General features: G+C 38.4%; 20 protein-coding genes. 10 read left to right on the top strand and 10 right to left on the bottom strand.

Features of this window, described 5'->3' with window-relative positions; all coding sequences use genetic code 11:
• Nucleotides 1-181: 181 nt before the first annotated feature.
• Both BBI00_RS17315 and BBI00_RS17320 read right to left on the bottom strand, forming a co-directional pair.
• Nucleotides 182-1,003 carry a hypothetical protein gene (locus BBI00_RS17315; RefSeq protein ID WP_065400111.1) on the bottom strand — a complete coding sequence of 274 codons (822 nt, stop codon included), beginning with the start codon at nt 1,001-1,003 and terminating at the stop codon, nt 182-184.
• 114 nt (nt 1,004-1,117) lie between these two features.
• On the bottom strand, nt 1,118-2,659 hold the full coding sequence (locus BBI00_RS17320; protein WP_065400112.1) for a glycine--tRNA ligase: 1,542 nt from the start codon (nt 2,657-2,659) through the stop codon (nt 1,118-1,120).
• A 285-nt stretch (nt 2,660-2,944) separates the two neighbouring features.
• On the opposite strand from BBI00_RS17320, the gene BBI00_RS17325 reads away from it, so the two are divergent.
• The 3 genes from BBI00_RS17325 to BBI00_RS17335 all read left to right on the top strand — a co-directional run bounded on the left by BBI00_RS17325 (nt 2,945) and on the right by BBI00_RS17335 (nt 6,129).
• Nucleotides 2,945-4,000 carry an alpha/beta hydrolase gene (locus tag BBI00_RS17325; RefSeq protein WP_065400113.1) on the top strand — a complete coding sequence of 352 codons (1,056 nt, stop codon included), beginning with the start codon at nt 2,945-2,947 and terminating at the stop codon, nt 3,998-4,000.
• Between the two features lie 24 nt (nt 4,001-4,024).
• Nucleotides 4,025-4,720 carry a pseudouridine synthase gene (locus tag BBI00_RS17330; protein ID WP_065400114.1) on the top strand — a complete coding sequence of 232 codons (696 nt, stop codon included), beginning with the start codon at nt 4,025-4,027 and terminating at the stop codon, nt 4,718-4,720.
• 371 nt (nt 4,721-5,091) lie between these two features.
• Nucleotides 5,092-6,129 (top strand): quinone-dependent dihydroorotate dehydrogenase, encoded by a 1,038-nt coding sequence (locus tag BBI00_RS17335; protein WP_065400115.1) that lies wholly within the window; start codon nt 5,092-5,094, stop codon nt 6,127-6,129.
• Nucleotides 6,130-6,160: 31 nt separating this feature from the next.
• Here BBI00_RS17335 and BBI00_RS17340 read toward each other — a convergent pair whose 3' ends face one another.
• Nucleotides 6,161-7,054, bottom strand: a complete 894-nt coding sequence (locus tag BBI00_RS17340; protein ID WP_065400116.1) for a hypothetical protein — start codon at nt 7,052-7,054, stop codon at nt 6,161-6,163.
• 27 nt (nt 7,055-7,081) lie between these two features.
• Nucleotides 7,082-8,326: a DUF445 domain-containing protein gene (locus tag BBI00_RS17345; RefSeq protein WP_065400419.1), complete on the bottom strand. Its 1,245-nt coding sequence runs from the start codon at nt 8,324-8,326 to the stop codon at nt 7,082-7,084.
• A 225-nt stretch (nt 8,327-8,551) separates the two neighbouring features.
• Here BBI00_RS17345 and msrB point away from each other — a divergent pair, with 225 nt between their 5' ends.
• A complete protein-coding gene (gene msrB / locus BBI00_RS17350; RefSeq protein WP_065400117.1) occupies nt 8,552-9,079 on the top strand; it encodes a peptide-methionine (R)-S-oxide reductase MsrB in 528 nt (175 codons plus the stop codon).
• A gap of 35 nt (nt 9,080-9,114) precedes the next feature.
• On the opposite strand, the gene BBI00_RS17355 is transcribed toward msrB, so the two are convergent.
• Nucleotides 9,115-10,641, bottom strand: a complete 1,527-nt coding sequence (locus BBI00_RS17355) for a hypothetical protein (RefSeq protein WP_065400118.1) — start codon at nt 10,639-10,641, stop codon at nt 9,115-9,117.
• A 179-nt stretch (nt 10,642-10,820) separates the two neighbouring features.
• On the opposite strand from BBI00_RS17355, the gene BBI00_RS17360 reads away from it, so the two are divergent.
• Nucleotides 10,821-11,591, top strand: a complete 771-nt coding sequence (locus BBI00_RS17360) for a murein L,D-transpeptidase catalytic domain family protein (RefSeq protein ID WP_065400119.1) — start codon at nt 10,821-10,823, stop codon at nt 11,589-11,591.
• A gap of 312 nt (nt 11,592-11,903) precedes the next feature.
• Here BBI00_RS17360 and fabF read toward each other — a convergent pair whose 3' ends face one another.
• The 5 genes from fabF to BBI00_RS17385 form a co-directional block, all read right to left on the bottom strand.
• Nucleotides 11,904-13,145 (bottom strand): beta-ketoacyl-ACP synthase II, encoded by a 1,242-nt coding sequence (gene fabF, locus BBI00_RS17365; RefSeq protein WP_065400120.1) that lies wholly within the window; start codon nt 13,143-13,145, stop codon nt 11,904-11,906.
• Nucleotides 13,146-13,348: 203 nt separating this feature from the next.
• The gene (locus BBI00_RS17370) at nt 13,349-14,617 is read right to left on the bottom strand and encodes an acetyl-CoA C-acetyltransferase (protein WP_065400121.1); all 1,269 of its coding nucleotides are present in this window, start codon (nt 14,615-14,617) and stop codon (nt 13,349-13,351) included.
• A 10-nt stretch (nt 14,618-14,627) separates the two neighbouring features.
• A complete protein-coding gene (locus tag BBI00_RS17375) occupies nt 14,628-15,233 on the bottom strand; it encodes a TetR/AcrR family transcriptional regulator (protein ID WP_065400122.1) in 606 nt (201 codons plus the stop codon).
• Between the two features lie 115 nt (nt 15,234-15,348).
• The gene (locus tag BBI00_RS17380; protein ID WP_065400123.1) at nt 15,349-15,768 is read right to left on the bottom strand and encodes an OsmC family protein; all 420 of its coding nucleotides are present in this window, start codon (nt 15,766-15,768) and stop codon (nt 15,349-15,351) included.
• Between the two features lie 89 nt (nt 15,769-15,857).
• Nucleotides 15,858-16,724, bottom strand: a complete 867-nt coding sequence (locus BBI00_RS17385) for a helix-turn-helix domain-containing protein (protein WP_065400124.1) — start codon at nt 16,722-16,724, stop codon at nt 15,858-15,860.
• Nucleotides 16,725-16,902: 178 nt separating this feature from the next.
• Here BBI00_RS17385 and BBI00_RS17390 point away from each other — a divergent pair, with 178 nt between their 5' ends.
• The 5 genes from BBI00_RS17390 (at nt 16,903) to BBI00_RS17410 (ending at nt 25,240) form a co-directional block, all read left to right on the top strand.
• Nucleotides 16,903-17,781, top strand: a complete 879-nt coding sequence (locus tag BBI00_RS17390) for an AraC family transcriptional regulator (RefSeq protein ID WP_065400125.1) — start codon at nt 16,903-16,905, stop codon at nt 17,779-17,781.
• A 342-nt stretch (nt 17,782-18,123) separates the two neighbouring features.
• On the top strand, nt 18,124-21,090 hold the full coding sequence (locus tag BBI00_RS17395; protein ID WP_083988561.1) for a SusC/RagA family TonB-linked outer membrane protein: 2,967 nt from the start codon (nt 18,124-18,126) through the stop codon (nt 21,088-21,090).
• 18 nt (nt 21,091-21,108) lie between these two features.
• Nucleotides 21,109-22,734: a SusD/RagB family nutrient-binding outer membrane lipoprotein gene (locus BBI00_RS17400; protein WP_065400126.1), complete on the top strand. Its 1,626-nt coding sequence runs from the start codon at nt 21,109-21,111 to the stop codon at nt 22,732-22,734.
• A gap of 163 nt (nt 22,735-22,897) precedes the next feature.
• The gene (locus BBI00_RS17405) at nt 22,898-24,193 is read left to right on the top strand and encodes an MFS transporter (protein ID WP_065400127.1); all 1,296 of its coding nucleotides are present in this window, start codon (nt 22,898-22,900) and stop codon (nt 24,191-24,193) included.
• 75 nt (nt 24,194-24,268) lie between these two features.
• Nucleotides 24,269-25,240 (top strand): glycoside hydrolase family 130 protein, encoded by a 972-nt coding sequence (locus tag BBI00_RS17410; protein WP_065400128.1) that lies wholly within the window; start codon nt 24,269-24,271, stop codon nt 25,238-25,240.
• The last annotated feature ends 109 nt before the right edge of the window (nt 25,241-25,349 follow it).

A 25,349-nucleotide genomic window follows, 5' to 3' on the forward strand; every position in this document is an offset into this window, starting at 1 on the left:
AATAATTTGATTATAAAAATTAACATAAAGAAGTAAATACACTATTTTTTATTTATTAGTGAAAAATAGATCAGAAAAGCAGTTTCAGCAGAGGTTTTTTACCCATTTTTCAATCAGATCATTAAAATATAAAAAGCCTTGAATCAAAATTCAAGGCTTAATTTATAAAATAGGGTTATGGCTAATAATACTCATAAAGTGCTGTATTGGTACTCGTACCATAAGATGAAATATCATAAGTTTGAACAGTTTTGGTAGGATAGTTATCACTGCCTGTCGTATGAACTGCTGTAAGTTTATTGATTCCATTGGTTGCCCCGGAATATTTTTCTGTCTGGATCAATAAATTATTATAGGAGATCTGACCATCACTTGTATTAAGCATATTGATCTGTACATAACCTTTTGCCCCTTTCATCGGATGGTTGGAATTATCATAAGAATTCGTAATATTATAGGTTGTTCCTGCATACGTATAATTGGCTGAAGCAATATTGCCGGTATTGGTTAGATAAGCATCTACTTGGGCAAATAAAAGATTGGAATAGGTTCCTGTTGCTTGATTATACGTTGCATCTCTATATTCATTAAACTTAATATGAGTATCACTCACGTACTGGTAGTTTTGAGTATAAACAAGGGTTCCTTTCTCTTTATTGGTTACCTTTTCTGCAATAAGTTTTCCATTAGAATAGGAGAACTCTCTTGTAATGATCAGTACACCGCCCAGATATTCTTCCGTTTTAGCAATATAATCTCCATTATAGGTGAAAATGATTTTATTATCATCCATTGCGCTATAAGACTCTGTTATTTTGTCTCCGTTATATTTGAAGTCCACCACATACGGCGGATCGCCTTGTACAATTTGGGTAGCTTTTTTGAGAAGTCGGATAGAACCGTTGTTTTTTTTGGTATTGTCTCTGTGGTCGGCGGGGTTATCATTGGATACACAACTCACGATCGTTGCCATCGCCAGTGAGGCAATAAATATTTTTTTCATGGTTATTATTATTTTAGTTTTTAAATTTTGCTAAAAATAATAATTTCTATACTATATTTATATTATAATCGATAAAAAATAAAAACGCCCTGAAAAAGATCAGGGCGTTTTGTATTATATCTTAGAAAGTAGATTTCTGAAGTTGGTCTTCTCATCAATGATTCTTCTCAGTTCTGAAACAGGAACTCTTTCCTGCTGCATTGTGTCTCTGTCTCTGATGGTTACCGTGTGATCCGTCAATGAATCGTGGTCTACTGTAATACAATATGGAGTACCAATGGCATCCTGTCTTCTGTAACGTTTTCCGATGGCATCTTTTTCTTCGTAGAATAAGTTGAAATCATATTTCAGATCGTTGAAGATTGTTTCTGCATATTCTGCCAGACCATCTTTCTTCATCAGTGGAAGGATAGCTGCTTTAATCGGTGCCAGTGCCGGAGGTAAAGATAAAACTGTTCTTTCGGAACCGTCTTCCAATACTTCATCTCTCAGGCAGTGTGAGAAAATAGAAAGGAATAACCTGTCAAGACCTACAGAAGTTTCCACTACATAAGGAACGTAGTTTTCATTTCTTTCAGGATCGAAGAACTGTAGTTTTCTTCCGGAGAACTTTTCATGAGCTTTCAGGTCGAAGTCTGTTCTTGAGTGGATCCCTTCCAGTTCTTTAAACCCGAATGGGAAATTAAACTCGATATCAGCCGCAGCATTGGCATAATGGGCCAGTTTTTCGTGATCATGGAATCTGTAATTTTCATCACCTAATCCAAGGGCCAGGTGCCAGTTCAGACGCTTTTGTTTCCATTGTTCGTAGAATTCAAGTTCTGTTCCCGGGGCCACAAAGAATTGCATTTCCATCTGTTCGAATTCACGCATTCTGAAGATAAACTGTCTTGCAACAATTTCATTTCTGAAGGCCTTTCCGATCTGTGCGATCCCGAAAGGAAGCTTATGACGTGAAGTTTTCTGTACGTTCAGGTAGTTGACAAAGATCCCCTGAGCTGTTTCCGGTCTGAGGTAAAGGTCCATGGCGCTGTCAGCAGAAGCTCCCAGTTTGGTTCCGAACATCAGGTTGAACTGTCTTACTTCCGTCCAGTTTTTAGAACCGGTATCAGGATCTGCAATTTCAAGCTCCTCGATCAAAGCCTTTACATCAGCAAGATCTTCATTTTCTAATGATTTTGCCAGCCTTGAAAGAATAGCTTCTCTTTTTGCCTTGTATTCCAGAACTTTTGGGTTCGTTGCCACAAACTGGTCTTTATCGAAAGCATCTCCGAATCTCTTCGCAGCCTTTTCTATTTCTTTCTTCTCTTTATCTTCAATTTTAGCGCAGTAATCTTCCACCAAAACATCTGCTCTGAAACGTTTTTTGGAATCTTTATTGTCAATCAGCGGATCGTTGAAAGCGTCTACGTGGCCTGATGCCTTCCATGTGGTAGGGTGCATCAGAATTGCCGAATCAATACCCACAATATTTTCGTTAAGCTGTACCATCGCTTTCCACCAGTATTGTTTGATATTATTTTTGAGTTCGGCCCCGTTCTGTCCATAATCATAAACAGCGGATAAACCATCATAGATCTCACTGGAAGGGAAAATAAACCCGTATTCTTTAGCGTGAGAAATTACTTTCTTGAAAACATCTTCTTGCTTTGCCATAATTTTTTTACGTCTGAAGTGCAAAAATAGCAATTTGGATCCAAAATCATGAAATTCAACCGAAAAAGCAGTAAATAAAAGTACAAATATTTACTTTTTGAATATTGGGAGCCGGGAACCTGATTGCAACGGCATCCTTTTTTGTTACGGCTTCCGCTTCGCTCCAGCCGCAACAAAAAAGGATGCCGTTGCAATCAGGGCTGGATAGAAACAGGAATAAAAATTCCTTCAATAGTATTTATTGTAAGGCAATTTGCCGACATTTGACTGACTTAAAACTCTGCAATGAAAAAATCAGGCTTTCTTATTTTAATTTTTGTTGTGCTGGCTCCGATTGTATGGGGGCAAAAGATTCCTGAAGGGAAAGTGGTTACCACCTACATTACAGCTAAAATGTTACATAATAAAATTGGTGAAAATCCTAAGCGGAGAGTTACCGTATATCTTCCGCCCGGTTATGAAAAATCTTCAAAAAGATATCCGGTTATTTATTTTTTACATGGTTTTTTCTGGAGTGACAGTTTATTGATCAGCAGGGATAAAATGAACCATATTATTGACCGCGCTATCAGTTCCGGGAAAATAAAACCTGTGATGATGGTGATGCCGGATGAAAGTACCGTTTTTAAAGGAAGCTTTTATGCCAATTCAAAATCTTCGGGAAACTGGTCGGATTTTACTTCAACAGAGCTGGTGAATTTTATTGATAAAAATTTCAGAACCATTGCGGATAAAGACAGTCGTGGAATTACGGGACATTCCATGGGAGGGAACGGAGCGCTGCGGAATGCCTTTCTGCATCCTGAAATATTCTCTTCCGTTTATGCACTTTCGCCGGCAGTTACTGATGCCCGGTTTTTTGCTCTCAATGAAATTGATCTGTATAAAAACAGCAGGAATATTAAAGATATTGCAGACCTTTCAAAAAAAGAGAATGCAAGAGTCAGTATTATTTTTGCTATTGCAAGAGCTTATAACGGAAATGAAAATAAGCCGCCTTTTTATGCCGATTTCCCATATTCCTTTGATGGCGATGAATTGAAAGTTGATGCTTCTGTTCTTCAGGAATTAAAGAAAAACTCTACATCTGAATTGATCTTTTCTCATTATGAAAATATCAAAAAACTGAAGGCCATAAAATTTGACTGGGGAAGAAACGATGAACTGAAACATCTTCCCATAAGTTGTATGAGCCTAAGTAAAAATCTTGAAATGCTGAAAATAAAACATGAAGCAGAAGAATATATCGGCACACACGGCAGTGAAGTCAGCAGGGAAAACGGAAGAATTGAAAATCAGGTGCTGCCGTTTTTTAATGAACATCTGAAGTTTGAAGAATAATCAAAAAACCTCTACTTTTGTCCCATGTTAGAAATTCTTTATCGTGACGAGCATATTATTGCCATCAACAAGCCCAGCGGGCTACTGGTTCATAAATCTTTTTATGCCGGAGAAGCCGATACTTATGCTATTCAGGAGCTGAAGAAACAGATTGGACAGAAAGTGTTTCCTGTACACCGGTTAGACAGGAAAACTTCGGGAGTCCTGCTGTTTACTTTAGATAAAGATACTCTTAGAGTCATGAGCGAGCAGTTTGCATCACGTGAAGTGGAGAAGAAATATCTGGCAATTCTTCGTGGTTGGGCTAAAGAAGAAGAAACCATCGATTACGACCTGGTTAATGAAAATGAAGTCAAGCAAAATGCTGTTACGTATTATCGTCGTTTGCAGACTTCGGAAATAGATTTACCCTTTTTAAAACATCAGACTTCGAGATATTCTTTGGTGGAAGCCATTCCTGAAACGGGAAGATTTCATCAGTTGAGAAAACATTTTAAACATATTCTGCATCCTATTTTAGGCTGCAGGAAGCACGGTTGCAATAAACAGAATAAGTTGTGGCTTCAGACATTTGACATCAACAAAATGACGCTCCATGCCCATCAATTGATTTTTAATCATCCTGTTTCTAATGAAAGGATTACGGTAAATGCCACTATAGATGAAGAGTTCAAAAGAGTAGGGGATATTCTGAAATTCGATCTGAGTGCATACTCTTAATTAGAACCTTAAGGATGGGATTTCTAAGAATCTCATTCCATGTAGCGGATAATGGAGATATTTCTCTATTATTTTAACGCAATGCTCGCAAAGTTTACTGATCAATAACTTTTATTTCCGATCGCAAAGGCACTTCGTTCAGCAAAGGCTGATAGTGTGTACTTCGTTTAGTGAAACGCCCTTGCGAACAAAATTGTTTTTAGGTTGTGTTATATTTCTTTGCGATCGTAGCGTTAAAATATTTTGCTCATCTGCAGCGTACACAGATTTTTTCCGGCTTATAGATCTTATATATCAAACATTTCGATAAAATATCATACATCAATCGAGCATTAATTTTAAAATGAGTAATTTTGTAAAACTTTTTTTCAATGTACAAATCGCTCATTCGTCCGGTTCTTTTTAAATTCGATCCTGAAGAAGTACATCACTTTACTTTTTCAATGCTTAAGAATTTTGGATTTCTCACTAAATTATTTTTCCCGAAACCTGTTGAAGACAAACGTCTGGAAAGAGAAGTTTTCGGATTGAAATTTAAAAATCCTGTGGGACTGGCTGCCGGTTTCGATAAAAATGCCGTATTGTTCAATGAACTGGCAGACTTAGGTTTCGGATTCGTTGAAATTGGAACTGTAACTCCAAGAGCCCAGGCAGGAAATCCTAAGAAAAGGCTGTTCCGTCTTATAGAAGACGGAGGAATCATCAACAGAATGGGATTCAATAATGACGGCCTTGAAGCAGCTATTGAAAAATTAAAATCCAACAAAGGAAAAATTATCATCGGTGGAAACATCGGAAAAAATACAGATACAAAACCTGAAAACTACACCCAGGATTATCTGGACTGTTTTGAAGGGCTTCATCCTCATGTAGACTATTTTGTACTGAATGTAAGCTGCCCGAATGTAGGAAGCCACGCCAAATTGGAAGATGTGGAATATCTGAGAGAGCTGATTACGGAAGTAAAAAAGATAAACCAGTCAAAAGCTGTACGGAAACCGATACTCCTGAAAATCGCACCGGATCTTAATAACAATCAGTTAGACGAAATCATTGAGCTGATCGCAGAAACAAAGATTGATGGTATTGTAGTTTCCAATACATCAGTCAACAGGGAAGGCCTGAAAACATCTCCGGAAGCTTTAGAGCAGATCGGAAATGGTGGATTGAGCGGAAAACCTATCCGTGAGAGAAGTACAAAAATGATCAAATATCTTTCTGATAAAAGTAACAGGGCTTTCCCGATCATCGGGGTAGGAGGAATTCATTCGGCCAAAGATGCCATGGAAAAACTGGATGCCGGAGCAAGCCTGATTCAGCTGTACACAGGGTTTATTTATGAAGGCCCGGAACTCATCAACGATATCAATAAAGAAATTCTGAAAAGAGCAGGCAGATTACCAAGATAAAACAAAAAGAGAGTTCAGTACGGGCTCTCTTTTATTTTGATTTTACTACAGAAGATTTTTTTGTGTCTACAGTCAAAATATAAGCAGGTGAAGAATAGGATTTTGGCACTTTAAACTGAAGGATATCCGGATCTTTAGTCTTTATCTTCTGAGTTTCAAATATTCCTTCCAGACAGCTTTCGGTAAGGAATTCCTCGTAACGTTTATAATTCCAGTCCTTGGTAAAATAAAGAACCCGGTATCCTTTTTCTCCTTCACCCGCTCCGCATCTGCCACATGCATTAAGGTTGGAAGAATGGTTAAAATATAATAGAACACGGTTGCCTTTTTCTCCGGAAACGTAAGAGATCAGCTCATTTCCACCATAGATATTAATAACATCAAAGGTGTTGATTCTTTTGTTATTGGGTAAAACCAGATAATTATTGTAACGGTAGATCATATCATTCCCTGTAAAAAGTTGGGCAGGTTGGGATTTGCCTTTATTGCCAACATAAAAACTTCCTGTAACCGGATTTTCTTTAACCCTATCCTGCCCGAATAAAATAGTTTCTTTCGGATTTAAATTTTTGACAATCTCTGCTACGTTTTCAACGTCCTTTGGTGAATTGATCTTTTCTTTAAACTGTCTGGAAATCTGCTGGTGTCTGGAACCGAAATGATATAAGGAGAGTTTGCCATAATCATAAACCCCGGTCAGGGGGATTTTCTTCTGATACTTATCGTAATAATACCACCCGTTGACAAAATGCTGGTATAAGTTGCAGTCCGGGATGCCATCATAGTGAAGCTGTAAGGTAACAGGAACTCCTGCAATTTCTCCTTTGAAAATTTGCGAAGAATCCGTTACAGTTTTTAATTCAACTTTCTGACAGAGGGCAAATGTGAGGGAAAAGAAGAGGAATGCAGCAAAAATTTTTTTCATGGTTGGGTTATCGTGGTTTTTAGTTTTTTAAATGAAAAAATGGGCTATTGTGTAGATGATCAGTCCTACAAGTCCTCCTACCAGTGTTCCGTTGACCCGGATAAACTGAAGGTCTTTTCCTACTTCCAGCTCAAGTTTTTCACTCAGTTCCTTGCCCTGCCAGTTCCCGACGGTATTACTGATGAGGTTTCCAAACTGATGGGTATTTTTAAGGATGTATTTATAAGCGGTGAAACGCACCCAATGATCAATTTTATTCTGAAGATTTTCGTCTGTCTTTAAATTCTGTGCAAATTCATTCAGGTTTTTAGAAAGGTAGTTTTTCAGGGCAGAATGATCTTCCTGGAGTTCTTTCATCAGGGTCTTTTTGATAGAAATCCAGATGTCATTGGAATATTCATCCAGTTTTTCATTTTTCAGAAGTCCGTTTTTAATGGTTTTAAATTCTTCATCCCATTTCGGATCTTCCTTCAGATCAATAGAGAATTCATGGATCTTCTGAGTGATCAGTGCTCTGACCTCATGCTGCGGATCTTCCTCTATTTCTTTAAAGAATTCAGAAAGTCCGGCTGCAATTTTATCTGCAATTTTATGATCTACAAATGATGGAATAAAAGAATAGCTTCCTTTCTTTACCCGCTCCTGGATCATTTCATCATTTTCGGTAATATATTCTTTGATCTGCTTAGAAAGATTGGTGATGATCCTTTGATGGTCATTCTTTTCCAGAATATATCCGATTCCGTTACCTACCACCCTATTAAGTTTGATATCACCGGTCATTTCGGAAACCTTATTGCTGATAAACCGGCTGACGGTAGAATCATCCAACTTATTCAGTATGTCCAGCACAATATCGGATAAGTTTCTGATCAGGATATCCTGGCTTTTCTCTTTCACCAGCCATTCGCCAACGAAATTGGAAATCTTGAGCTTTTGAATATAAGGACGTATATTCTGAGGCGAAAGAAAATTGCTGACCACAAAGCTCCCCAGATTATCTCCCAGTCTCTGTTTGCTGTTTTCAATCAGATTGGTATGGGGAATCGGAAGCCCCAGAGGATGACGGAAAAGTGCTGTTACGGCAAACCAGTCAGCCAAAGCTCCTACCATGGCAGCTTCAGAAAAGGCCCGTACATAGCCGATCCAATGGGAACTGTTTGATTTCTGTAAAATGGTCGTAACGATGAAAATAACGGCCATCAGGACAAATAATCCTGTAGCAAACGCTTTATATTTTCTGAGCTGTTTTCTTTTTGCTTCGTCATTCATATTCTCAAATTTACTAAATTTGGTCATGGAACTATTTACTATTAAACCACAAAAGTCACAAAAGTTTTATTGTAAACATATCAGACCACTTAAGCCAGTTTACACTATGTAGTTTTATAAGTTCATATAACTAAAATGGACTTTAATATGGTTAATATATTACTTCTTACACTTAAGTTTTTTATAAGGCTTTTGTAGTGAAGAAATAAATAATTAAAATTTACGATGAAATTTTTATTTTCAGTCATCATATTAACCCTTGTGCACTCATGCACGCAGAAATATCAACCTATTAAAATCTCCCCTATGGAAAATACAGAAGCAAAAAACAATCCATACTATTCCAGAACAGACACTGCCCAACTCAATATTTCCAATGAAGAATGGAAAAAAATCCTTGCTCCGGATCTGTACGCCATTGCCAGAGAAGCTGCAACAGAAAGAGCTTTTACCGGAAAATACAATGAATTTGATGAGGTAGGGGATTATTATTGTGCCGTTTGCGGAAATCATCTGTTCCGCTCTACTTCCAAATTTGCAAGCAGCTGTGGCTGGCCGAGTTTCTTTGAGGCAGATAAGGAAGGTGTTTATTATAAAAGAGATACAACTTATGGAATGGAAAGGGTTGAGGTACTTTGCAAAAGATGTGATTCTCATTTAGGACATGTCTTTGATGACGGTCCCAAGCCTACAGGACTGAGGTATTGTATGAATTCTATCAGTCTGGAATTTGTTGCAGATACTCAGAAATAAAATAAAACCACCTATGACAGGTGGTTTTTAAGTTTTTAAGAGGATAATAATCCTGCTGCTTTAAGTTTATCTTCCAGATCTTTTAATCTTAGCCATACATCTTGTGCCGTTGCCGATGATGAAGGTTCAGGAGCTGTAAGTGCATCAGCCTGTGTTCCTATGGACTTCCAGCCTGCTGAGCTTCCACTGTCTGTTTTCACCCATAGCATTTTATTGCCCCCATCATTATTGATATAAATACTTCCCGGATTAGCTGCTACGGTTGGACTTCCATTGCCATAAAAAAGACCTCTGTCTTCTTTACTTCCGTCAGAGGTTGCCCATCTGAATCCTTTTTCTGCATATAGAGAACTGCCATAGAATCCTTTTCCTTCTCCGGTTACAAAGAATACTTCATTATTAGAAACATCTAGCCCACTATAAAGTGTAAATGCGGAAGAGGCCTGGTTTCGTAAGGTCAATACAGGATTTGCGGAATTTGTAGTTAATAAGTTTCCACTGTTCGTTTCATAAGAATTTTCATCTCCAAGGTCTTCTATCGAACCTTTATAAAGTCCAAAACCTTTTGAAATGACCTGACATCTTTTAGAGTGTTCATCAAATTTGATCGTGTAGAGCGGGTTGTTTGGGTTTTCCATTCGTGGTGCCACAATAGTATTGCTTTCTCCGGTTATCTGTGCTGCTACAGCATTGTCAGGATCATTGTCTTCGAAAGACGGATAAAGGAATCTGTTATTATTATAAGGATGGAGATTGATTTGTTTATCATCCATAAGTATATGGAATGTTTTAACCTTCGGGAAACTGGTACTATGGTTGAATGTTCCACCATAGAAAGTATTTTCATTGATATAGCCTTGGACATCATTTTTCTCGAATTTCAGATTGATTTCATTGTCGTGAAAATAGTTGAGAAAGAAGGTGTTATATGAAATCCCACCACCTCGGCCATTATCAGAATATAATAATGTCCCTATTTTAAAGCCGGTCACCCTCTTAATTTCAATGGTCGAAGCGATCACATTCATAATTACTATCCCTGTTGAGTCTGAGTCATTATAATTTTTTTTTGAACAATTAAGACCCTGGATATTTAATCCTGCCAATGAATCCTTTGTAGGTTGAGTAATAGCAGGGCCATGAGTTCCTATAACAATAGCATTTCCGGTAAAGGAGTCTTTTACATTTAAGTTACCCTCAATTTTTATTGTTGTATTGGGAGCAACATCTATATTAACGGTTTCGGCGATATCATAATCACCATTGGGAATATATAGAGACCTGTAATTGTATTTTTTTGCAAGCTTTATTCCCTTAATGATAGCAGCTGAAGTATAGCCTCTGTCATCAGTACCATTATTAAGACCAAATCTTCTTACATTAATAGGATGCCCTCCCATATAGTCTTCAAGGACATAGGTATTTCCGGAATGTTCAAGGTAGATAACTCCATCGTCAGTGTTAATGGTCGAAGGAATTGAAGAACCATTATGAAGAAACGTAGTAGTTGGATAATAGTTTAACGTTTCATTGGTAGCGGGGTTTACAAGTTGTATTGACATATTAATTTTATTTTTTGTTATTCTTAAATATTGAAGTTTTTTAAGTATTGATATTAAATTATTCACAGAATCAGGAAGTTAAAGTTTCTTAAATAGCGTTAAACTTTTTTCGTTTTTACCTGGTGCGTAATGATGTTTTTATAATTTTGCCCCACTAATTTGGATTTATATATTATTGAATGAAAGGATTTTATAGCGTAATAGGCCTTGTTTACATGGTTACGACCTCATTCTACATTTCTCCAAGAGTGGCGGTAAAGAATGAAAATTTCAAGACGGCAAAGACTGAAAGAGTAACTGTAGCTGACGACACGAAATCTGAGAAGAATACAACTGCTGTTTCTTCATCAGAAGCATTATACCAATCAATTGCATTTGACCCGGGTCATGAACTGAACTATGAAGTATTCTCAAAAGCATTGACAGGTTACGAAAACTTAAAGAAAGCAGGATTGCTTACCCAGGATTCGCATTTATTGACTATCTGCGATTTTTCTATGTCTTCCAATACCAAAAGACTTTGGGTTATTGACCTTGAAGACAAAAAAGTCCTGTTCAACTCATTGGTTGCCCATGGTAAAAATACCGGCGAAGAATTTGCAACGAATTTTTCTAACAGGGAAAGTTCGTTACAGAGCAGCTTAGGATTTTATATCACGGATGCAACGTATCAGGGGGACAACGGATATTCTTTAAAACTGTTGGGCATGGACAAGGGATTCAATGATGCAGCTTACAGAAGAGCGATTGTAATGCACGGAGCCAATTATGTAAGTGATGAATTTGCTGCTATGCACAAAAGGATTGGACGAAGCTGGGGATGCCCCGCAGTACCGAGAGAGCTGACACAGCCGATCATCAATACCATAAAGGGAAGAAATCTGCTGTTTATTTACTATCCTGATCAGAATTACCTTTCCTCTTCGGAGTGGTTGAAAGCGCAAGTATAAGATAAGGCAGTCAGTTTTGGCTGCTTTTTTTATGTATGGCTAAATCTGAACAATATTCTGTGGTCTTTAAATTTAAGGTATAGATCATTTTTTCTGTTTAAATAATTATTTTGTAAATCCTGCAGGAAATTTTACTGAAACAAAAGTATTGACGGACAGCGACAAAACAAGTCGTATTATAATTAATTTTTAAAGATCTTTAGAATCAGAAAATTATGACTTGCACAGCACTTATTTTTTATCCACAGAGTAAATAAAAAAATCCCTGTATAGCAGTCATACAGGGATTTACAATTATTTTAATCTGAAAAACTATCTGAATTTCTTGAAAACCAAAGTCGCATTATGACCTCCGAATCCAAAGGCATTACTCAATGCAAAATTGATTTCCTTCTCTTTTGCTTCCCCGAAAACAATATTGATATCTTTAGGAATACTTTCATCAATACTGTGAAGGTTGATCGTAGGAGGAATAATGCTGTTTTGAATGGCCTTGATAGAAAGGATCGCTTCAACGGCTCCTGCTGCACCCAATAAATGCCCGGTCATAGATTTTGTGGCACTGATGTCAAGATTTTTACTTCCCTTAAATGCATTATTGATGGCTTTCAGCTCTATAAGATCTCCAAGTGGAGTAGAAGTAGCATGCGGGTTGATATAATCGATATCTTCCATATTGGCTCCCGCTTCCTTCACTGCCAGTTGCATTGCTTTGATGGCTCCTGCACCTTCAGGATGAGGGGCGGTCATGTGATAAGCATCTGCAGTCATGGCAGCACCAGCTAATTCTGCATAGATTTTTGCTCCCCTTGCCACAGCATGTTCATATTCTTCAAGAACCAAAGCCCCTGCACCTTCACCCATTACAAAACCGTCTCTTTCGGCATCATAAGGACGACTGGCAGTGGCAAAGTCATCATTTCTGGTAGACATGGCCTTCATAATAGAGAAACCTCCTATGGAAGCCGGAGTGATAGCCGCTTCAGAACCACCACTGATGATTACTTTCGCCTTTCCGAGACGGATATAGTTGAAGGCATCCATCAATGCTGTATTTCCGGTTGCACAGGCTGAGACAGTAGTATAGTTGATTCCCTGAAGCCCATATTTCATAGAAATCATTCCGGAAGCCATATTGGCGATGAACTTGGGAACAAAGAACGGATTAAAACGTGGGGTACCATCACCCTGGGCGAAATCCATCACCTCCTTTTCAAAAGTCCACATTCCGCCTTGTCCTGTTCCCCAGATCACTCCGGTATCAAACGGATCCATATTCTCCAGTTCCAGTCCGGAATCCTGAATCGCTTCTGCGGATGCGTACATGGCATATTGTGTAAACAGATCACTTCTTTTAATCTCATTATGATTCAGATATACTTTGGGATCAAAATTTTTGACCTCACAAGCGAAGTGTACCTTAAATTTTTCTGTGTCGAAATGGGTGATTAATCCTGCACCACTGGTGCCCTTAATGCTGTTTTGCCAAAAATCTTCAACATTATTTCCCAAAGGTGTCACAGCACCTAATCCTGTAATGACAACTCTTTTCATATTGTAGTTACTAATTTTAAATCGATTAGACTTTCATGAGATAAACCCGGTTTACCCATGTTTCATTTTGCTCATTTCTTTAAGCATCTGAATTTTCGTCTGCAATATTATCAATTTTCTTTCGCTGCAGACGAATAATAAAGCATATTATTTAATGCATAATAAAAAGATTTTATCTTTTCAAGCCATTTTTAGGGTAAATATTACTTTTCTAAAATCATGGTTATCCCTTGTCCGCGGGCAGCACAAATGGATATAAAACCTTTTCCGTGCCCTTTTTCATGCAGGAGTTTTGCAAGGGTCGCGATAATTCTTCCGCCGGTTGCCGCAAAGGGATGGGCAGCAGCCAGACTTCCACCTTTCACATTCAGCTTATCTCTGTCAATACTTCCTAATGCTTTCTCCAGTCCGAATTTTTTCGCAAGATCATCATTTTCCCAGATTTTAATGGTAGCCAGGACCTGAGCTGCAAAAGCTTCATGAATTTCATAATAATCAAAATCTTCCAGATTCATCCCTGCTTTCTTCAGCATTCTTTCTGCTGCAAAAACCGGGGCGAGAAGTAAGTTTTGTTTGTTTTCTACATATTCTATCCCTGCCAGTTCCGAAAACGTGATATAAGCCAGTATAGGAAGATCATTGGCTTTTGCCCATTCTTCACTCGCCAGCAGAACTGCTGAAGCTCCATCGGTAAAAGGAGTGGAGTTTCCTGCAGTTAAAGTTCCGTTCTGCTTATCAAAAGCAGGTTTCAGCTGGGATAATTTTTCTAAACTGGTATCTCTTCGCAGGTTATTGTCTTTATCAAGACCGAAAGCAGGAGTAATCATATCATTAAAAAAACCTTCATCATAAGCTTTGGCCATATTCTGATGGCTCCTGAATGCCAGTGCATCCTGTTCTTCTCTTGGGATATTGTAATATTTTGCAGTGATTTCAGTATGTTCACCCATTACCAATCCTGTTTTCGGTTCCTGCCCTTTGTAAGGGATAGGCATCCAGTCTTTTAATTTCGGACTGAATAACTGCTTCAGTTTTCCAAAAGCAGATTTTTCTTTATTGGCTTTTAACAAGGCTTTTCTGAGTCTGGGAGAAGATTCAAAAGGAATATTGCTCATCGCTTCAACACCGCAGGCGATACCGCTTTCGATCTGTCCAAGCGCAATCTTATTTCCGATATAAATGGCTGCTTCAATACCTGTATCACAAGCCTGCTGCAGGTCACATGCCGGAGTAGCCGGATCAAGTGAAGTATTCATGACGGTTTCCCTGATGAGGTTGCTTTCGGAGATATGTTTAATCACTGCGCCTCCGGCAACTTCTCCAAGCCGCTTTCCTGTCAGATGGTAACGGTCAATAAGTCCGTTGAGTGCTGACAGCAGAAGCGCCTGGTTTCCCTGGTCTGTGTAAGCAGTATTCATTCTGGCAAAGGGGATTCTGTTATATCCTACAATAGCCACTCTTTTTGTTTCCATATCGTGTAATTTATGATGGATGGATGTTTAATTCATGATCAATCATATAAGAGATCCTGTCTAAAGCATGGTTCAGAAAACTTTGATCACCCATGGTTTTTGAAAGCAGTATTCCGCCTTCAATCAGCATAATAAATGTTGAGGCATATTGGGCGGCGTCAATTTTTTCACTGATCTCTTTATTTTTCTGTCCCTGCCGGATCACTGATGAAACTTTGTCTATCCATAGCTGAAAAGAATTTTTAACCTGTTTTTTAAGGGCAGGAAAAGAATCATCTGCTTCTGTTGCTGCGTTCATGAGAGGGCAGCCTCCGTTTGAAAAAACAACCGGCCAGTTTTTTCTGTAAAAATCAACAAAAGCATGAAGTTTATCCGGAGAACTGGAAAACTCATCCCCGAAAGAACGGCTGAGGGTTTTGCTCAGTAATCCTGCATTGTATTTATAAACTTCTATGGCGACTTCATCTTTGTTTTCAAAATTTCCGTAAATGCTCCCTTTGGTAAGTCCGGTTGCTTGTGTGATGTCTGAAAGCGATGTAGAAATATACCCCTTTGTATTAAATAGAGTAGCTGTTTTCTCAATGATGTGCTGTTTTGTTTTTTCTGCTTTTGACATTGAACGTGTTTATAATAATGCAAATATACAAAAATATACCACTCGGTATATTTTATTGGAAAATTAAATCTGAGTAAGATTTTAAACTCAGATTTAATGATCTTTTACCTTTATCCTACTGCTCTAAAGTAGCATTTAAAGTGATTTCAAAGTTGAAAGCAGCACTTACAGGGCATCCTTCCTCTGCTATTTTAGCATATTTCTGGAATTCTTCATTTGAAATTCCCGGCACTTTAGCGGTTAAGGTCAGTTCAGATTTCGTGATTTTTCCAATGTTGGGATCAAGAGTGATAACAGAAGTTGTTTTCAGCTCTTCGGGATTGTATCCTGCCTGTGAAAGTTCTGCATCCAGTTTCATGGTGAAACATCCTGCGTGTGCAGCTGCCAGCAGCTCTTCAGGATTGGTTCCCACACCATCCGCAAAACGGCTGTTGAAAGAATATTGAGTCTGGTTTAAAGTTGTACTCTGAGTAGTTAGATGTCCTTTACCTTCTTTAATGGTACCGTTCCAAACGGCTGTTGCGTTACGTCTCATAATGTTTGTTTTTTTTGTTTTTAATATTGTTTGATTTTGATGTTACAAAGATAGATCAGTCAGGAAGCAGATTCAATAGATAAAAAGACTTAAATATTGTACTTTTTTCCCGACGAGTAATTTTTCTTAAAGTTTGCAGGAGTGCTTCCGGTTTTTCCTGTGAAAAGCCGGTTAAAATAAGCAGGATCTTCATAGCCCAGATCATAGGCAATTTCCTTTACAGGTTTATCAGTGTAGAACAGCAGTCTTTTGGCTTCCAGTAAAATTCTGTTGATGATGAATTGGTTCGGGGAATCCAGATTAAGGTTTTTAAATTTATGCGTTAACGTTTTCGGAGCCAGATGAAGCAGGGCTGCATAATCTGCTACATTGTGTTTTTCCCTGAAATGAATTTCCAGATGCCGGCTGAAATCTCTGAATATATCAAGCTCACTGCCGGGAATTTTTATTATATCGTTATCCAGGTTCTCTTTTTTCCATTTTCTGGTTGCCCGGATGATGATCTGCTTTACATATGTTCTGATCATTTCTTCCGCAGAAGAATCATTCCACTCAAGCTCATCCTGAATGTTCTGAAATAGGTTTTTCATCAGTAATACTTCGGAATCATCAAGTTCTACAAATGGAATTTCAAATACATTGTGAAAGAGTAATCCGTCACAGGCCACCTCTTTATCATGAATCTGGATACAGTAAAAATCACGGTTATAATGAAGAAGTATAGATTCTTCTTTTCCGTTTTTTATATGCAGATGCTGGCCGGTAAGGAAAAACAGGGAAGGTTTTTTGACGTGATAATGATTGAAATCTACCGTAAGATCATATCCTGAAGGAATAAAAAATACTTTAATATCTGTTTTAAACTGATTGCTGTTGAAATCCTCCAGATTCTCTTCTGAAAAAAACTTCAGCCCAAGTCTTTTATACTGATCTTCAAAAATAAGGGATTGCGGCATATTTTAACTTTAGCTTAAAGATACAAAAAAGACCTCAGGAATCTGTATTTGTTCTGGTTTGCATATGAAATCAGAATAAAAAAACTAAAATATGTTTTTACATTGATATTATTTTATCAATTTTACAAATATTTGTACTGCCAACTCAATTATTAACCCTTTTTTCAAAACTGCCTGCATGAGCGAATTAGAAAATATTCTCAGAGAAATAACTCCACTATCTCCTGAAGACAGTTTTCTGGTATTTGACAGAATCAAAGCCTCATTTGACTTTCCTTACCATTATCATCCTGAAATTGAAATAAATTTTATCTACAAAGGCAAAGGGTACCGCAGAATGATCGGGGATCATACCGGTGAGATAGGGAATATAGAACTGGTACTGGTAGGACCGAACTTACCTCACTGCTGGGCCAACTACCGATGCAAAAACAGGAAGACCCACGAGATTACAGTTCAGTTTAACCAGGATTTCTTTAACCAGTCTCTGATGGAAAAAAATATCCTGAAACCCATCAATAATCTCATGAAAGATTCCATCCGGGGAATTCTTTTCTCTACGGAAACGGCTGAAAAACTGAAAGATTCATTTCTCAATTTATCTAAAATGAACAGTTTTGAATCTTTTATCGAAATTATGAAGATTTTGAATGAACTGGCCACGGCAGAAGACAAAACTCTTCTGTCATCCTACAGCATAGAGCTTGAAACCTTTGCTGATAATGATAAAATGAAACGGATTCATGATTTTGTCCATAAGAATTTTGAAAACAAAATCACCCTGGATAAGGTGGCTTCGCTGGTCAATATGAGCAATGTGACCTTCAACCGGTTTATTAAAAAAAGAACCGGAAAAACATTTATCAATTATCTGAATGAGATCAGGATCAGCTATGCAGCCCGCTGGCTGATGGAAAAAAATCTTACTGTTTTTGAAATTGCCTTTGAAGCAGGTTTTAACAATATTGCGAATTTTAATAAGGTCTTTAAGTCGATCAAAAAAACAACACCTACTGAATTCAGAGAACAGTTTAAGGGGGTGAAAAAGATAGAATAACAGAGCCCGGAATTTATTCTCCAAACTTTTTTATTGATCATTATTCTAAAATAAATCCACTTTTATTGATTGTTGGGTTGATGGTGTATTTTATTGATATGTAGTGTGTTATTTACTTTTATTTTTAGCCGCTGAAAAAATAATATCGTTTTATGATAAAATAGTATTATATCAGACTGGCAACAAAATTTAGATTTGTCAATGTGAATTAAATCTTAACAAAACTTTAAATAATTTAATACATAAACAGCAAAATATTGCTGAAAAAACAATAATCTCTGTGTATTGAAAATATGAAGTAATGTGATTGATTCTCAATTAAATCTAACGAATCTAAACCTTATGAGAAAAGCAGTTATACCCGTTCTGTTCGTTTTTTCACTTTCTGCCACCGCACAGGAAAAAAAATCGGCTGACACTACGAAGACAACCAACATTCAGGAGGTCGTAGTCACCTCTTTGGGGATCAAAAGGCAGGCACGCTCCCTGACGTATTCCAGCCAGCAGATTGGCGGCGATGAGCTTACAGAAGTGAAAACTCCCAATCTATTAAATTCGATCAATGGAAAAGTTTCCAATGTGCAGGTAAACAGAACCAATGGGGTAGGAAGCTCCGTAAGGGTGATTATGAGAGGAGATAAGTCTGTAAACACTACACAACCGCTGTATGTAATTGATGGAATTCCTATTATCAATGGAACAGGAAAATCAGCAGATATCGGGCAGTATTCCAATATGCCTGATCCCGGAGATGTATTGAGCTCCATCAACCCTGATGATATTGAAAGCATCAACTTCCTGAAAGGAGCTTCTGCTTCAGCATTGTATGGATCTGCCGGAGGAAACGGTGCTATTCTGATTACTACGAGAAAAGGACGTGCGGGGAAAAGTGCAATCACTTACAGCAGCAGCCTTACAGTGGAAAGAGCGTACAGTCTTCCCAAGCTTCAGCAAAGTTATTTGTCCTATGATCCAGCTGTTGCGGGCCAGCAGCCGGGCCAGTCAACGGAAAGCTGGGGTGCAAAAGGAGCATCTAAGGATTATCTTAAAGATTTTCTGCAGACAGGAACAACCTGGGTCAACAGCCTTTCATTCCAGTCCGGAAACGAAAGATCAACGAATTACTTTTCTATTGGAAATACCACCAATAAAGGAGTGGTTCCTATAAGCTATTTTGATCAGTATAATATATCTTTCAGAAATTCAAGTAAGTTTCTGGATGATAAGCTGACGTTGGATGCCAATTTTATCGGTTCATTACAGGAAAGCAAGAACAGACAGACACCGGGAGCTTCTTTTTCTCCTTTAACAAGTTTGTATTGGTTGCCAAGAGGGGTTGATTTTGATCAATATGGACCTGATAATTATTCCTATTTAAACAAAGAAAGATTTTTGCCTGCTCAAAACTGGTGGGAAGTTAACCCGGATGGAAGTTTCAAAGGAAACCCGGTAACCCAGAACCCTTACTGGATTCTAAACAGAAATCCTGTTACAGTAGCCAATAAAAATGCATATGGAGCCGTTGCGCTTTCCTATCAGATCAATCCGTGGTTATCTGCAAGAGTAAGAGGAAATTATAGCTGGAATATTTCAGATAGCCAGCGTGATATTGCTGCTTTTTCAGCACCGAGTTTATTGGCTGTGAATGAAGGTATTAATGGACGGATTCTAAAAAATACCTATGAGAACTCTTCTACCTATGGTGATGTGTTGCTTATCGGTAGCCCTAAAATAAATGAGACCATCTCCTTGGATTTTACAGTAGGGGCAAGTACTAACACGACAAGAAACAAAATAACACAGATAGATAATGCTTATTTGGTAATCCCTAACCTTTTCACTTTAAACAACCTTACATGGGGGTTGAAAAGGGCACCAGGGGATGGATATCATAATATCTATACCAACATGAAAAAACAGGTACAGTCTGTTTTTGCGAGTGCTTCCATAGGGTACAAAAATATGTTTTACGTAGATATGACCTTCAGAAACGACTGGGATTCCAGTTTGGCTTTAACCGGAAGAACTGGATTTGATTACGAATCTGTGGGGGCTAATGCTGTATTGTCTTCTGTCTTCAAACTTCCGGAAGTCATTAACTTCTGGAAAGTAAGAGGATCTTATGCAACGGTCGGATTGGGGTTGCCTACCAATATCTCCAATGCAATGATTGAATACAATAAGGGATATACCTATGGAGTAGATGCAGGAACACTTGTATTTCCAAGAAGTTCTTTTATTACAGATCCTAAGTATAAAGAATTATTTCCAAAACCTGAATTCAATAAAACGTTTGAGGCGGGTACCGAGCTGAGGATGTTGGATAATAGATTAAGTTTTGATATTACTTACTACAATTCCAATACAAGTAACCAGTTGCTGGAGACAAAGATAGATTCCTATTTTGGAGGATTGAAGCCGGGGTGGTACTATATTAATGCAGGAAAAATCCGTAATACAGGTTTTGAATCTTCATTATCTTATAAAGTTTTCAATTCAGAAAAATTCGGCTGGACCACTACCGTGAATGCCTCAGCCAACAAAAATAAAATTGTTGAATTATTTCCTTCAAGTCTGCCTGTTCCGGAAGAAACATTTTTCTCACTGGCCGGAGGGGGAGAATATACCAAGCTGAAGCTGGGAGGCTCTTTCGGAGATCTTTATGGAATTAAATTTAAGAGAGATGACCAGGGACGTATTCTGGTAAATGATAAAGGAGTTCCATTGGCAGAAAGCACCCCTACTTATCTGGGAAATCCGAACCCTAAGTTTATCATGGGATTCAATAACTCCTTTAATATTGGTAAGCTGGGAATTTCTTTCCTTATTGATGGTAAATTTGGAGGGAAAGTTCTTTCTCTTACAGAAAAAGCCAATGATTTGTATGGGGTAAGCCAGGCTACTGCCGATGCAAGAGATGCCGGAGGAGTATCTGTTCCGAACGCAGTATATGCCCCGGGAACTCCCAATGCCGGACAGGCTTACACCGGTCTGACGAATGCAAAAGATTATTATAAAACGGTAGGAACTACAGAAGGATACGGAAAAGGAATTGATGAAGCTTATCTGTATAGTGCTACAACAGTACGTTTACGCCAAGCTTCTATTTCATATACATTTGATATCAATTCAAAATATATGAAGAATGCAACGGTAAGTTTAGTGGGAACCAATTTATTCTTCTTCTACAAAAAAGCACCGTTTGATCCCGAGCAGGTATCAGGAAATACACCTGGTGGAGTTGGGGTAGATTCATTTGGACTTCCGGTTACCCGATCTATCGGATTATCATTAAAAGCGAACTTCTAACTTTTACAATTACTAAAAATGAAAATCAATCATATTAAAACATTTGTGTTCGGTGTTGCAGTGCTGTTTTCTGCTTCAGGATGTACCAATGACTTCGAAGAATATAATCAGCAGAAAGCGGGAGGACCTGAAAATTTTTATGCAGATTTTATTGCCGTTGTTGACCCAATGAAATCCATTCAGAGAGGACTGCAGTCAGACTATCAGCTATATCCTAATCTTAGCGCTGATATGTACAGCGGTATGTTTAGTACAGCCACACCATTTAACGGCGGGGTAAATAACCTTACCTATTCTATGATGGACGGATGGAACAATAGAATCATTGCCAGACAACAGGATATTTTTAATTATTCAATCATCATTGACAATGCCGCTGCGAATATCTATAAAGGAGTAGATTTTACAGGAACACTGGCTGTTAAAAAGGTACTGAAAGTCATTACGGCAGCAAGAGTTTCAGACAGTCACGGACCTGTGGTCTACAGCAAATATGAAAAACCCAATCCTAACGGGACTACTGATTTTGACTCTCAACAGGATGCTTATAATTATTTTATCGCTGATCTTAGTACTGCTATTGCCGACTTACAGAAAGTGGTTGCTACTTCTGCAACACAGAGTGTAGAAGATAAAACAGCTTTGAAAAAAGCAGATTTAGTATACGGGGGAAATATGGCTCAATGGGCAAAGCTGGCCAATTCTCTGAAACTGAGGCTGGCTATGAGAATGAGTTATGCCGATCCTGCAAAATCAAAACAATACGCAGAAGAAGCATTAGCGTCATCCGCAGGGCTGATTACCGATAATGCAGACAATGCCTTGCTCAGCGTAGGACAGTCTGAATTGAGCTTTATCATTTACTCATGGGGTGACTGTTTGATTGGAGCTCCTTTGATGGCGTATATGAACGGATATCATGACCCGAGACTTCCCGCTTATGCTATTCCTGCCAATGATGCAGACGTACAGGGAAAATATATAGGAGTACGTCAGGGAATTGATCTGTTAAACGGTAAATCAACCTATGGGGCTTTTTCACAACCGCAGGCAAAGTCAGCAACCGGTGATTACTTCTCCGGAACTGATGGTAAAATGAAACTGTTCACTGCTGCAGAAACCTGGTTCCTGAAAGCAGAGGCCGCCTTAAGAGGATATGCAGGAGCAGGTGACATTCAAACCAACTACACTACCGGAGTTCAGCAGTCTTTCGGCGAATGGGGGAAAAGTGCTAATGTGGGTGCTTATCTGGCTGATACTACTTCTACAGAAGCACCTTATGTTGACCCTAAAAATGCAGCAAATAACATTCCTCTTGGAGATCCTCAGCTAAGTACCATCACCATTGCATGGAATAACAGCGACACCAATGAGAGAAAATTAGAAAGAATCATTACTCAGAAATGGCTTTCTCTTTATCCGAATGGTCCGGAAGCCTGGGCTGAACAGAGAAGAACAGGATATCCGGTTCTGTTTAAAATAAGAAAGAATGACAGTGGCGGAGCAATCAGCACAGAAGCAATGATCAGAAGAATTCCATTTACTATTGATACCAAAACCTCTTTGTATAATTACCAGCAGGCGGTACAGACGCTTAACGGTCCTGATACCGGAGGAACCAGATTATGGTGGGATAAAAAATAACGCTCAAATCATTTAACAATACAGAGGCATCTCAAAAGTCAGATTATATCTGATTCATTCAGGCAGGAGGGTAACGTAGGCTCTCTTATAAATTTATAGTTTCGTTTTAGCCGGAATGAAATTTTGAGATGTTCTCTTTTTCTTTAGAATCTTATTTTTAAATATGGGAAACAACAACTCCGGAGTACGTCGGATCCAGCCAATTCTTTGGATATCTACATTATATTTTGCAATGGGTGTTCCCTTTGTAACCATTAATGCAGTTTCCGGAATCATGTATAAAGATATGGGCGTTTCGGATTCGCAGATTACTTTCTGGACAGCCTTTATCATGTTCTCCTGGACTTTAAAGCCCCTTTGGAGCCCTTTCCTGGAGATCTATAAAACGAAAAAGTTCTTTGTTGTTTTTACCCAGTTTGCCATTGGGATTCTGTTTGCTTTAATTGCATTAAGTCTGCCTTTGCATGACTTTTTCAAATACAGTATTGCGCTTTTTGCTGTAGTGGCATTTTGCGGAGCCACCCATGATGTGGTGGCAGACGGAACGTATATCGGGCTTCTTTCCAATAAAGAACAGGCGAGATATATTGGCTGGCAGGGAGCTTTTTACAATCTGGCGAAGATCATAAGTAGCGGTGCACTGGTTTATTTTGCAGGCGTATTAGAAAAAACAAAAGGAGTTACCAATGCTTGGATGATCATTATGGTAATCTATGCTGTATTGTTTTTTGCTCTGGCAGTCTATCATTATCTCATCCTTCCGAAAGAAGATAAAGATGAGGTTCCGAAACAGGAAAAAACAGCTGGAAACGTCCGTAAAGAACTGTTGGAGGTTATCACTTCTTTCTTTACGAAAAAGAGCATTCTCTGGTCAGTCCTGTTCATTATATTATACCGTTTTGCAGAAGGCTTTGCTATAAAAATAGCACCATTATTTTTTAAAGCACCAAGAACTTCGGGAGGATTGGGTTTGTCAACATCCGATATCGGGCTTATCTATGGAACCTACGGATCAGCAGCATTTATTCTGGGATCTGTGCTGGCAGGATATTTTATCTCAGCCAGAGGGTTAAAAAAATCACTGATATGGTTGTGTTGTGCCTTCAATATTCCTTTTGTGGTCTATGCATTACTGGCCCATTATCAGCCGGTTGATCTTTTACCCGTAGGCATTGCTGTGGTAGTGGAATATTTTGGATATGGATTTGGTTTTGTAGGATTGATGCTGTATATGATGCAGCAGATTGCTCCCGGAAAACATAAAACAGCCCACTATGCATTTGCGACAGGAATTATGAACCTCGGAGTGATGATCCCCGGGATGTTCAGCGGAATGATCAGTGACTGGGTAGGATATAAAATATTCTTTGTCTGGGTATTGATTGCCACAATTCCGGCATTCCTTGTAACCCTATTCGTTCCTTTCCCTTATTCAGAAAATAAAGAAGAATATAATTAAACAGGTTTTAAAAAACTGTTAGGTTTAAGTACTCAATCAAACAATTAAATAAAAATAAAAAGTAAAAACTACTTTATGACAGCTCAATCAGTAATGATCCCATGGCAGGATCGCCCGGAAGGTTGCAATGATATTATGTGGAGGTTTTCCGAAAACCCGATCATTAACAGATATGCGATACCTACATCCAACAGTATATTCAACAGTGCGGTAATCCCTTTTGAAGATGGGTTCGCAGGAGTATTCCGCTGTGATAATAAAGCCGTGCAGATGAATATTTTTGCCGGTTTCAGCAAAGACGGGATCAATTGGGAAATCAATCACGATCCTATTGAAATGAAAGCAGGAAATACCGATATGATCGAATCTGATTATAAATACGATCCCCGCGTTACCTTCATCGAAGACCGTTACTGGATCACGTGGTGCAACGGATATAACGGACCTACCATCGGAATCGGATATACTTTTGACTTTAAAGAATTTTTCCAGTGCGAAAATGCATTCCTTCCCTTCAACAGAAACGGAGTTCTTTTCCCTGAAAAAATCAATGGTAAATATGCCATGTTGAGCCGTCCGAGTGACAACGGACATACGCCTTTCGGTGACATCTATATCAGCTATAGTCCGGATATGAAATATTGGGGCGAGCACCGTTGCGTAATGAAAGTAACCCCTTTTGAAGACAGTGCATGGCAATGTACCAAGATCGGTGGCGGGCCTGTTCCTATTAAAACCGAAGAAGGATGGCTGCTTTTCTATCACGGAGTGATCAATACCTGCAGAGGATTCAGATATTCTATGGGAGCTGCATTGCTGGACCTTGAAGATCCTACAAAAGTATTATACAGAACGAAACCTTATCTGCTGGCCCCGGCTGAGTTGTATGAGCTTACAGGAGATGTTCCGAATGTGGTTTTCCCTTGTGCAGCACTTACGGAAGGAGATAAAGTAACCGTATACTATGGCGCTGCCGATACTGTAGTGGCGATTGCTTTCGGATATATCTCAGAAATTATTGATTTTATGAAAAAAAATTCAATCTAAATAATGATAAAGTTTTTTGAAAATATGACCATCAGCCTAATTCCCTTTATTGTTGGGATCTTTGTAATGGTTTTCCTATTTTTAAACCAACTTTTAAATTAAAAAATCC

Source organism: Chryseobacterium arthrosphaerae (genome assembly GCF_001684965.1).
GTDB lineage: Bacteria > Bacteroidota > Bacteroidia > Flavobacteriales > Weeksellaceae > Chryseobacterium > Chryseobacterium arthrosphaerae.

Excerpts from the sequence above, each read along its gene's own strand:
- BBI00_RS17315 (WP_065400111.1), bottom strand. The coding sequence starts at position 1,003 with ATGAAAAAAATATTTATTGCCTCACTGGCGATGGCAACGATCGTGAGT.
- BBI00_RS17320 (WP_065400112.1), bottom strand. The coding sequence starts at position 2,659 with ATGGCAAAGCAAGAAGATGTTTTCAAGAAAGTAATTTCTCACGCTAAA.
- BBI00_RS17325 (WP_065400113.1), top strand. The coding sequence starts at position 2,945 with ATGAAAAAATCAGGCTTTCTTATTTTAATTTTTGTTGTGCTGGCTCCG.
- BBI00_RS17330 (WP_065400114.1), top strand. The coding sequence starts at position 4,025 with ATGTTAGAAATTCTTTATCGTGACGAGCATATTATTGCCATCAACAAG.
- BBI00_RS17335 (WP_065400115.1), top strand. The coding sequence starts at position 5,092 with ATGTACAAATCGCTCATTCGTCCGGTTCTTTTTAAATTCGATCCTGAA.
- BBI00_RS17340 (WP_065400116.1), bottom strand. The coding sequence starts at position 7,054 with ATGAAAAAAATTTTTGCTGCATTCCTCTTCTTTTCCCTCACATTTGCC.
- BBI00_RS17345 (WP_065400419.1), bottom strand. The coding sequence starts at position 8,326 with ATGAATGACGAAGCAAAAAGAAAACAGCTCAGAAAATATAAAGCGTTT.
- msrB (WP_065400117.1), top strand. The coding sequence starts at position 8,552 with ATGAAATTTTTATTTTCAGTCATCATATTAACCCTTGTGCACTCATGC.
- BBI00_RS17355 (WP_065400118.1), bottom strand. The coding sequence starts at position 10,641 with ATGTCAATACAACTTGTAAACCCCGCTACCAATGAAACGTTAAACTAT.
- BBI00_RS17360 (WP_065400119.1), top strand. The coding sequence starts at position 10,821 with ATGAAAGGATTTTATAGCGTAATAGGCCTTGTTTACATGGTTACGACC.
- fabF (WP_065400120.1), bottom strand. The coding sequence starts at position 13,145 with ATGAAAAGAGTTGTCATTACAGGATTAGGTGCTGTGACACCTTTGGGA.
- BBI00_RS17370 (WP_065400121.1), bottom strand. The coding sequence starts at position 14,617 with ATGGAAACAAAAAGAGTGGCTATTGTAGGATATAACAGAATCCCCTTT.
- BBI00_RS17375 (WP_065400122.1), bottom strand. The coding sequence starts at position 15,233 with ATGTCAAAAGCAGAAAAAACAAAACAGCACATCATTGAGAAAACAGCT.
- BBI00_RS17380 (WP_065400123.1), bottom strand. The coding sequence starts at position 15,768 with ATGAGACGTAACGCAACAGCCGTTTGGAACGGTACCATTAAAGAAGGT.
- BBI00_RS17385 (WP_065400124.1), bottom strand. The coding sequence starts at position 16,724 with ATGCCGCAATCCCTTATTTTTGAAGATCAGTATAAAAGACTTGGGCTG.
- BBI00_RS17390 (WP_065400125.1), top strand. The coding sequence starts at position 16,903 with ATGAGCGAATTAGAAAATATTCTCAGAGAAATAACTCCACTATCTCCT.
- BBI00_RS17395 (WP_083988561.1), top strand. The coding sequence starts at position 18,124 with ATGAGAAAAGCAGTTATACCCGTTCTGTTCGTTTTTTCACTTTCTGCC.
- BBI00_RS17400 (WP_065400126.1), top strand. The coding sequence starts at position 21,109 with ATGAAAATCAATCATATTAAAACATTTGTGTTCGGTGTTGCAGTGCTG.
- BBI00_RS17405 (WP_065400127.1), top strand. The coding sequence starts at position 22,898 with ATGGGAAACAACAACTCCGGAGTACGTCGGATCCAGCCAATTCTTTGG.
- BBI00_RS17410 (WP_065400128.1), top strand. The coding sequence starts at position 24,269 with ATGACAGCTCAATCAGTAATGATCCCATGGCAGGATCGCCCGGAAGGT.